This is a genomic window from Paraglaciecola sp. (genome assembly GCF_030730205.1).
Lineage (GTDB): Bacteria > Pseudomonadota > Gammaproteobacteria > Enterobacterales > Alteromonadaceae > Paraglaciecola.
Window position 1 is genome coordinate 35,583 of the sequence record NZ_JANQVQ010000166.1, and the last position, 9,246, is coordinate 44,828.

Consider the following 9,246-nt stretch of genomic DNA (forward strand, 5'->3'; position numbering starts at 1 on the left):
GGATTTTGAAGTTTGCACTGGTATCTTAGCTTTCTTAAATTTGTAGATGTACATATAAACGATAATTGGAACTATGGCGCGACTAACTGGTATTCAAAGGATAATGGAAGTAGGCATGATGCTGAGCTGTGCATTTGCCTTTTTCATTTTATTGGCCTTATCCTCATTTCATCCAGCCGATCCTGGTTGGAGCCAAGCCGGTTTGCAAAGTGATGTGCATAATTGGGTAGGTCCTATTGGCGCGTGGTTTGCCGACATATTATTTTTTACACTTGGCGCTTTCGCTTATGGTTTACCTTTTTGCGCGGCTTTCTTGGGGTGGTTTTTATTTCAACAAACTAAAAGTATCTTAGAAATTGATTACCTTACTATTGGGCTAAGAATTATAGGTGTGTTGTTGTTGGTATTGGGTGCTACGGGTCTACTAAGCATGAATATTGACGATATATACAGTTATTCTGCTGGCGGTTTGGTGGGGGACGTCATGAGTACCGCCCTTGTTCCTTATTTTAGTGTGGTGGGTACCACTTTATTGTTGCTATGCTTTTTTTGTACAGGCTTTACCTTAGTCAGCGGTATTTCCTGGTTAAGCATTGTGGATAAGCTAGGTGCAATTACCATTGCGGCTGGCAAGCTGATTTATCGCACGCCCAGTAAAATCAAACAATCTACCGTACCTTTACTCAATTTTACTAGTAAAGAAGCAAACGAAGATGATTCTGCAGAAAAGTTTGTAGCGACAAAACCTGTTATTAGTTCACCTTTTACTAAGTCTAAAGTGGAAGCTAAAAACGAGCTAAACACACGCAGTGAACCCAAGATTTTTATTCCTGACGATGTATTTGATGATCCACAAGAGTCTGAGCCCCATATTCAATCAGCGAACGAAATTCGCGCCAAGGTTAATGAGGCGCGCAAAACTAAAGTTGTCACTGCGCCTGTAAGCCAAATTGATGATAGTGAAGAAACTACGGATGAAACAGATCTCTCACAACCTTTACCCTCTTTTGATTTATTGCAGCGCGCTGATAAGATTAAAAATCCTATTACTCCTGAAGAACTCGAAATTGTTTCACGCTTGTTGGAAGAGAAATTAGCGGATTTTAATATTGAGGCCAACGTGGTTGGAGTGTATCCAGGACCGGTTATTACCCGTTTTGAAATGGAATTAGCGCCCGGTGTGAAAGTCAGCAAGATATCCACTTTGTCTAAAGATTTAGCGCGCGCGATGTCTGCTATGTCGGTGCGCGTGGTGGAGGTGATACCAGGTAAATCTGTTATTGGTCTAGAATTGCCAAATAAAAATCGCGACATGGTTCGATTAAGCGAAGTGATAAGTTGTGATGTGTTTCAGTCAGCCGATTCTGCACTGACTATGGTATTAGGCGCAGATATTTCGGGTGAACCCGTTGTGGTTGATTTGGCTAAAATGCCTCATTTACTCGTGGCTGGTACAACTGGCTCGGGTAAGTCTGTGGGCGTCAATGTCATGATCCTTAGTTTGCTTTACAAATCAACGCCCGAAGATGTGCGTATGATCATGATTGACCCCAAAATGTTAGAACTTTCTGTTTATGAAGGGATTCCGCATTTATTGGCGGAAGTTGTCACTGATATGAAAGAAGCTGCGAATGCTCTGCGCTGGTGTGTCGGTGAAATGGAGCGGCGCTACAAGTTAATGTCAGCACTTGGAGTGCGTAACTTAAAGGGTTACAACCAAAAAGTGAAACAAGCAATTGCCGATGGTGAGCCTATTCGAGACCCTTTGTGGCGATTTGAAGAAAGTATGCTCACCGAAGCCCCATTTTTGGAAAAGCTCCCTGCTATTGTTGTAGTGGTAGATGAATTTGCTGACATGATGATGATAGTCGGTAAAAAAGTGGAAGAACTCATTGCTCGTATCGCACAGAAGGCGAGGGCGGCTGGTATTCACTTAATTCTTGCCACCCAACGTCCCTCTGTTGATGTTATTACTGGGCTTATAAAGGCTAATATTCCTACCCGTATCGCTTTTCAAGTATCATCAAAAATTGATTCAAGAACTATCCTCGATCAGCAAGGTGCTGAAGCTTTATTAGGTATGGGGGATATGCTGTATTTACCGCCAGGCACAGGTGTACCTACTCGAGTGCATGGTGCGTTTGTTGATGATCATGAAGTACATGCGGTGGTCGCTGACTGGAAAAAACGTGGAGCACCGCAATATATTGATGAAATACTCAATGGTGATGCAAACGCTGAAATATTATTACCCGGCGAACAAGCTGAAGGCGAAGATCAAGAATTTGATGCATTTTATGACGAGGCAGTGGCCTTTGTGACTGAATCACGCCGAGCGTCAGTGTCTAGCGTGCAGCGAAAATTTAGAATTGGTTACAATAGAGCGGCGCGTTTAGTTGAACAAATGGAACAAAGTGGCGTCGTAACACCACCAGGTCACAATGGCAGTCGTGAAGTACTCGCGGCCGCACCACCACGAGATTAATAATACATGTTTAAATCTAGCAAAGTGATACGCATCGCAGTTTGTATGATCACAGTTATCAGCACGCAGGTTTTTGCTGGTTCAGTAGATGCTTCGCTACTATTGAAACAAAGGCTTACGCAATTACACACCTTTGAGGCACAATTTAATCAACGAGTGACTGATGCTCAAAACACCGTGTTACAAGAAGCGACAGGGCGCATTGCGCTGCAGTACCCAAATAAGCTTTATTGGCAGCTATATGCTCCCAATGAAAGTGAGTTAATTGCTGATGGTCAAACACTGTGGCAAATCGACCCTTTTATGGAGCAAGTAGTTGCTGTTAATCAAAATGCTGCCATTGATAATAATCCGCTAATTTTGCTGACCAATCCTAATGGCGCTGCTTGGGATGATTTTAACGTTAGTGAAGATAATAATGAATTTAGTATTACACCTAAGCAAGACCAAGCTAATGTGGTTGAATTGATTTTAACTTTTAATGAAGCCGCATTGGTCGCCATGAAAATTGTCGACGGTCAGCAGCAAATTAGTGCATTGACGTTTAACGACATAAAGCAAAATAAAAAATTGAATGAGTCATTATTTATCTTCAAAAACAACAGTAACTTTGAACTAGACGACCAACGTACTCAATGAATAGCGAGTTTAACTTTAATCAGAGCGTAAACTCTTCTGCATTTTTACCTTTAGCCGCAAAGATGCGGCCAAACACTGTTGAAGAGTATTTTGGTCAACAACATATCATTGGCCCTAATACTCCTTTGCGTCATGCCTTATTACGTAAACAATGCCACTCGATGATCTTGTGGGGGCCGCCCGGTACAGGTAAAACAACTTTAGCGGAATTAGTTGCCTTACATTGTGATGCGCACATTGAACGTTTGTCAGCGGTCAGTGCTGGCGTTAAAGATATCCGTCAAGCCATCGATTCTGCTAAGCGTTATCAAGAACAAGGTCAACGTACGATATTATTTGTTGACGAAGTACACCGCTTTAATAAAAGCCAGCAAGATGCTTTTTTACCCTATATCGAAGATGGGACTGTCACGTTTATTGGTGCAACTACTGAAAACCCTTCATTTGAGTTAAACCGCGCTTTACTCTCTCGTGCACGGGTGTATGTATTAAAAAGCCTTTCAGAGGCGGAGTTAAATGCGGTACTAATCCGCGCTTTAAACGACAAAAAATGGGGTTTAGGTGAGCTTAATATGCAAATTGAGCCAGCGGCTAAAAGCCTACTAATAGACCTAAGTGGTGGCGATGCTAGGCGGCTGCTTAATTACCTTGAGTTAAGTGCTGATTTTTTACCCGCAGATCTCGAGCACAAAGTACTTAATGTTGAGCTAGTTAAAAAGGCCGTCGGTGAAAAAGTCGCTCAGTATGATAAACAAGGTGATCAATTCTACGACCTGATTTCAGCCTTTCATAAATCGGTTCGCGGCTCTTCACCTGATGGTGCTTTATACTGGTATGCCCGCATGTTGGTTGCAGGTTGCGACCCTTTGTACATTGCAAGACGACTCCTAGCTATTGCTACCGAAGACATTGGCAATGCAGACCCTAGGGCGATGCAAGTGTGTTTAAATGCTTGGGATATATTTCAGCGTGTTGGCCCTGCAGAAGGAGAGCGGGCTATCGCTCAAGCGACCATATATTGCGCCAGTGCTCCCAAAAGTAACGCCGTTTATGTTGCATTTAAACAAGCACTTAGAGATGCGAAGGAACAAGCGGACTACCCGGTACCTGAACATTTACGTAACGCGCCTACTAGTTTAATGAAAGACTTAGGGTATGGCGCAGAATATCGTTATGCCCATGATGAGGCCCATGCTTTCGCAGCTGGAGAAAGTTATTTTCCTGAACAGCTTAAACAAACCCAATACTACCAGCCCAATGAAAGGGGGCTAGAAATCAAATTAAAAGCGAAATTGGCATTTCTAAATCAATTGAATAATCAGAGCCCAATTAAAAGGTATGAATAAATGCAAGGTGCAATGATATACCTTTACATTGCAGTAGGCGGTGCGAGCGGAGCTTGTATGCGCTATTTTCTATCACAATTGATCTTTCAATGGTTTGGCAAAGGCTTTCCCTTTGGTACACTAGTGGTCAATGTATTAGGTTCGTTCAGCTTGGGTTTGCTATATTCGTTAATCGAACACGGGCAAATGGAAGCTACTTTGTGGCGTGCTACTGTCGGTATTGGCTTTTTAGGCGCATTTACCACCTTCTCTACATTTTCTGTTGATACCTTGTATTTGCTTCAACAAGGCCTCTGGGTAAAGGGAATACTAAATATGTTCCTGAATATGCTGGGGTGTTTATTGGCAGCTTGGTTAGGTACTATTTTTGTTACTTTTTTTGTTAAAGGCTAATTAATACAATATGTTAGATGCAAAATATCTTCGCAGTGATATTGAACAAACCGCTGCAACACTTAAAAAACGGGGTTTCGACCTAGACGTTGCGACGTTTAATTCTTTAGAAGAAAAACGTAAAACCTTGCAAATGCGCACACAAGAATTACAAAACGAACGTAATGTGCGCTCCAAATTAATTGGTAAAGCGAAAGCCTCAGGTCAGGACATCGCCCCCTTGTTAGCTGAAGTAGGTCAACTTGGTGAAGAACTAGACAGTGCGAAAGCAGAACTGACCGCATTGTTAGATGAGATCCAGCAGCTTTCTCTAAGTGTGCCTAATTTACCTGACGAGTCAGTGCCTGTCGGCAAAGACGAGAGTGAAAATCAAGAAATTTTGCGTTGGGGAACACCGCGCACTTTTGATTTTGAGATTAAAGATCACGTTGATTTAGGAGCAAACCTAGCTAATGGTCTCGATTTTGAAACTGCAACCAAGATCACTGGGTCTCGGTTTGTGGTGATGCGAGGGCAAGTTGCTCGCCTAAATCGTGCAATTGCACAGTTTATGTTAGACCTACACACCTCTGAACACGGCTACCAAGAGATGTATGTTCCTTACTTAGTTAATGTAGAAAGTCTTCTAGGTACAGGCCAATTACCCAAGTTTGGTGAAGATTTATTTAATATTAAGCCAGCAACTGAAGAAGGGCAGGGTCTGTCCTTGATCCCGACGTCTGAGGTGCCCTTGACTAATATTGTGCGCGATGAAATCGTTGCAACCGATAAGCTTCCCCTAAAAATGACGGCACACACCCCTTGTTTTAGAAGTGAGGCAGGTTCGTATGGCCGTGATACACGAGGCCTAATTCGTCAACATCAATTTGATAAAGTCGAGATGGTCCAAATAGTGACACCTGAGACCTCATTTGATGCTTTGGAAGAGTTAACTTCTCACGCTGAAAATGTATTACAACGTCTTGAATTACCCTATCGAAAAGTATTATTGTGTACGGGAGATATGGGCTTTGGCGCGTGTAAAACCTATGACTTAGAAGTGTGGTTACCCGCGCAAAATACGTATCGTGAAATTTCATCATGTTCTAATATGTTAGACTTTCAAGCGCGTCGCATGCAGGCTCGCTATCGAAACCCTGAAACCAATAAACCTGAATTAGTACACACATTGAATGGTTCTGGTTTGGCGGTAGGGAGAACCCTAGTTGCTATTTTAGAAAACTATCAACAAGCTGACGGCAGTATTGTTGTACCTAAAGTCTTACAGGCTTACATGGGGGGCCTTGAAGTGATCGGCGGCTAATATTAGCTAGAGTTTGAATTTTCAAAAAAACGACACGATTTAAGTGTCGTTTTTGTTTGTCTCATTCATTGTGTTTATCGTTCGTGCTGTGAGTGTGGTCATCTGACAAGTTATCGACTATGCAGCAAGGACGTTCCCCTTAAAGTGACGATAATGTCGTATAAAAACCAAACTCGCTACCCTTTGGCTCCATGTAAGAATAATCGACCTTTGTCGCTCAAACTTTTCATGTAACAACGATGCTATATCTCTGGAGTAATGATTTAATCGCTCTTAGATTGAACAAATCCTAACTTTGAAAGATAAAAAACGTCTCTGTCCTTAAAGGCATTTTGCTGGTTTTGGTAAACCTGCAATTTTAGTCGCTTGTTTGGCAGGACCTTTGGGGAACAATCGAAATAAATAGCGGCTATTTCCTTTCTCTGAGCCCAGTGTTAGAGCCATGGCTTTGACTAAAGCACGCATTGCAGGGCTTGTTTCAAATTCGAGATAAAAATTACGTACAAAGTTGACTACTTCCCAATGAGCTTCACTGAGCTCTATGTCTTCTTGCTTGGCTAACTCTGGTGCCAAGGCAGGTTGCCAATCAGCCACACGCAGCAAATACCCCGCTTTATCGGTCTCGATCTGTTGGCCATTAAATTCTAAATAATAATCCATCTTATTTTGCACTCATATTCAATTTATGACCAAGTGACTACTTTGTGGTATTGCAAACATAAAGCCAACCACTGCCCGTCATTTACTACTGTAATATTGGTAGTCTGCAGAGTTAGGCCGCGAGCTGCCAGATCTTTTTGTGAGACATAGACGCTCAGTCCTCGAGCAATTGCGTGTTTTATAAGGCTGTGCAGATGCCCATAAACCCCTTCCTGCATCAATAGTATGCCGTCTTCATCGCCACAGATGTCGAGGCATTGTTGCAAATGTGACTCAGTGCTAGGGTTAGTGAAAATTTGATGTAATATCATTAAAAACGGATCACCTGTTTGTGGTTCTGCAATAAACCTGAAATCTCATCTTTGCTCAGGGCTTGTGCTTCCATCATCAGATCGTCAGGCGTTAGCCCGCGCTCAAGTAGACTATTAGCGCAGACATAGATATTTTCAATATCATAGAAGTGCAGGGCGGCAAAGCCTTTGGTAAAGTGTTTACGACCTATGATGCTCGGATTTTGATTAGTTAAAAGCTGATACACCCCATCCTCAATAAAGAACACACTTACTTCTTGGCCAAAGTTCGACATGGCCATAACCAGCTCAAGGCTTTCTTGAGCGCTGTTTCCAGCATACGGACCGCAGCGATTAAGCACCGCTAATTGATTTGAAGATTCTTTCATAGAAATTTACGCTGTAATGTTCAAAATTGGATTAAGCGATCACTTGAATGAATAAGCTCTGATAGCTCACCTAATCCTACCGATTGAAAAGGTGCCTCAAGGGTAGTGTGATTCAAATCATTCTCCTTGGCATCTTTTATAGATAAGATGCCGCGTTTTGTGGCCGCGGTCACACAAACCAACAAGGGGCAGCCATGTTGTAGCGCTAACTCACACCAAGCTGCGTATAAGCGGTGCTCATCACTGGGTGTTAATTGCAGACCATTAGCATTGTGCACACCCTCAGAGTAAAAAAAGACACCTTGTAAGGTATGCTCGGACTGAACAACTGTTTGCGCAAAGCGTAATGCAGAGTGAGCACTTTGCGACATTAAGGGGGCCGATGTGATTAATAAACTGATCGTTGCCATATATAGTCTGTTCCACTAAAAAAAACACCCCAGCAAGCTGAGGTGTTCTTCGGATAATTTACCCTAGTTTATTAGTCGTCGCTACCGAAAACGCCCAACAAATGTAGGATGGAAGTAAACAAGTTATAGATGTTTAAGTACATAGAGACAGTCGCTCTAATGTAGTTAGTTTCACCGCCATTAATAATACGGCTAGTATCAAACAGGATGAAACCAGACATGATAAATACGATGGCAGCGCTTACGGCCAAGCTTAACGCTGGAATCTGGAAAAAGATGTTTGCTAAAGAAGCCACTACCGCTACGATTAGTCCAACGATCAAAAAACCACCCATGAAGGAAAAGTCTTTCTTGGTTGTTAATACGTAACCAGACAAGCCAAAGAAAACCAATGCAGTTGCACCAAAGGCTTGCATAATTAATTCTGAGCCGCCTTGAAAACCAGCATAGTAATTCAAGGTATAACCCAAAGAGCCACCTAGTAATCCAGTAAAAGCAAATACGAACAAAATGCCTGCTGAACTTTGTGAGGCTTTATTTAAAAAGAAAATCATCACCAAAGCTGCTAGGTTCATGCCTAAAGCCATACCTGGAGAGATATTCATTGCTGCGGTTATTCCAGCACAAATTGCGCTGAACGTTAGGGTCATTGCGAGCAACATGTAGGTATTACGCAATACCTTATTGGTTTGCAAAACCGACGCTTGACTGCCACTGGTATAAACTGAACGTTGTTCCATTTGAAACTCCAAGATTGAAATAAACTATACTTTACCATTAATAGTGTATTTGTATGGCTTTTGGTTCAAATTTTCAAGCATTAAAGACCTAATAAACTGTTACAAAGCGCAACACGCTGTAAAAATAGTCACCTTGGGCAAACATTAAGCAAACAAACCTTTTTATTAAATTAAGGCTTTACAAGGCAAAAAAACGTCATTAATATGCGCTCCACAGTTTGAGGAGCAGCTAAGGCAGCTAAACAAACTAAAAAAGTTTAAGGAGAGCTGGCAGAGCTTGGTTTAATGCACCTGACTTGAAATCAGACGTAGGGTCAAACCTACCGGGGGTTCGAATCCCTCGCTCTCCGCCATATAATAAATGACCCGCACATGTTGCGGGTTTTTTATTGCCCTAAGAATATGCCTAGACTGTAGCTCTGGTAAACGCTACCTGAGGTAATCCATCATATTGATCATATATCCTGTCTACTATCATAGTCGATAACAAGACTTTAATTTACTCACTCTCAAATCTAATTTTCTGCCTATCCAGTAATTGACTGATTTTAATGGGTTTTCCAGTAATATCTAATTCAACTAAGCCAATTC

General features: G+C 42.1%; 10 protein-coding genes and 1 tRNA gene. 6 read left to right on the forward strand and 5 right to left on the reverse strand.

Going from position 1 to position 9,246, the window contains the following annotated elements:
• Window positions 1-73: 73 nt before the first annotated feature.
• From NWQ57_RS11230 to serS, 5 genes are read left to right on the forward strand one after another with little or no spacing between them, the layout of a single operon-like run.
• The gene (locus tag NWQ57_RS11230; protein WP_306022236.1) at window positions 74-2,485 is read left to right on the forward strand and encodes a DNA translocase FtsK; all 2,412 of its coding nucleotides are present in this window, start codon (window positions 74-76) and stop codon (window positions 2,483-2,485) included.
• Window positions 2,486-2,491: 6 nt separating this feature from the next.
• The gene (gene lolA / locus NWQ57_RS11235; protein WP_306022237.1) at window positions 2,492-3,124 is read left to right on the forward strand and encodes an outer membrane lipoprotein chaperone LolA; all 633 of its coding nucleotides are present in this window, start codon (window positions 2,492-2,494) and stop codon (window positions 3,122-3,124) included.
• On the forward strand, window positions 3,121-4,470 hold the full coding sequence (locus NWQ57_RS11240) for a replication-associated recombination protein A (protein ID WP_306022238.1): 1,350 nt from the start codon (window positions 3,121-3,123) through the stop codon (window positions 4,468-4,470). The genes lolA and NWQ57_RS11240 overlap by 4 nt, the downstream gene beginning before the upstream one ends.
• Window positions 4,471-4,863, forward strand: coding sequence for a fluoride efflux transporter CrcB (gene crcB / locus NWQ57_RS11245; RefSeq protein WP_306022239.1), 393 nt, complete (start codon window positions 4,471-4,473; stop codon window positions 4,861-4,863). It abuts the gene before it with no gap.
• 10 nt (window positions 4,864-4,873) lie between these two features.
• Window positions 4,874-6,166 carry a serine--tRNA ligase gene (serS, locus tag NWQ57_RS11250; RefSeq protein WP_306022240.1) on the forward strand — a complete coding sequence of 431 codons (1,293 nt, stop codon included), beginning with the start codon at window positions 4,874-4,876 and terminating at the stop codon, window positions 6,164-6,166.
• Between the two features lie 321 nt (window positions 6,167-6,487).
• Here the strand turns inward: serS and NWQ57_RS11255 are convergent, their stop codons facing one another.
• From NWQ57_RS11255 to NWQ57_RS11275, 5 genes are all read right to left on the reverse strand, one after another.
• Window positions 6,488-6,826 (reverse strand): TusE/DsrC/DsvC family sulfur relay protein, encoded by a 339-nt coding sequence (locus NWQ57_RS11255; RefSeq protein ID WP_306022241.1) that lies wholly within the window; start codon window positions 6,824-6,826, stop codon window positions 6,488-6,490.
• 23 nt (window positions 6,827-6,849) lie between these two features.
• Entirely contained in the window at window positions 6,850-7,137 is a 288-nt protein-coding gene (gene tusB, locus NWQ57_RS11260; protein WP_306022242.1) for a sulfurtransferase complex subunit TusB, read from the reverse strand.
• On the reverse strand, window positions 7,137-7,505 hold the full coding sequence (gene tusC / locus NWQ57_RS11265) for a sulfurtransferase complex subunit TusC (RefSeq protein WP_306022243.1): 369 nt from the start codon (window positions 7,503-7,505) through the stop codon (window positions 7,137-7,139). The genes tusB and tusC overlap by 1 nt, the downstream gene beginning before the upstream one ends.
• 20 nt (window positions 7,506-7,525) lie before the next feature.
• Window positions 7,526-7,915 carry a sulfurtransferase complex subunit TusD gene (tusD, locus tag NWQ57_RS11270; protein ID WP_306022244.1) on the reverse strand — a complete coding sequence of 130 codons (390 nt, stop codon included), beginning with the start codon at window positions 7,913-7,915 and terminating at the stop codon, window positions 7,526-7,528.
• Window positions 7,916-7,986: 71 nt separating this feature from the next.
• Window positions 7,987-8,655: a Bax inhibitor-1/YccA family protein gene (locus tag NWQ57_RS11275; protein WP_306022245.1), complete on the reverse strand. Its 669-nt coding sequence runs from the start codon at window positions 8,653-8,655 to the stop codon at window positions 7,987-7,989.
• A gap of 261 nt (window positions 8,656-8,916) precedes the next feature.
• Between NWQ57_RS11275 and NWQ57_RS11280 the strand changes: the two genes are divergently transcribed.
• A tRNA-Ser gene (locus tag NWQ57_RS11280) sits at window positions 8,917-9,008 on the forward strand.
• Window positions 9,009-9,246: the final 238 nt, after the last annotated feature.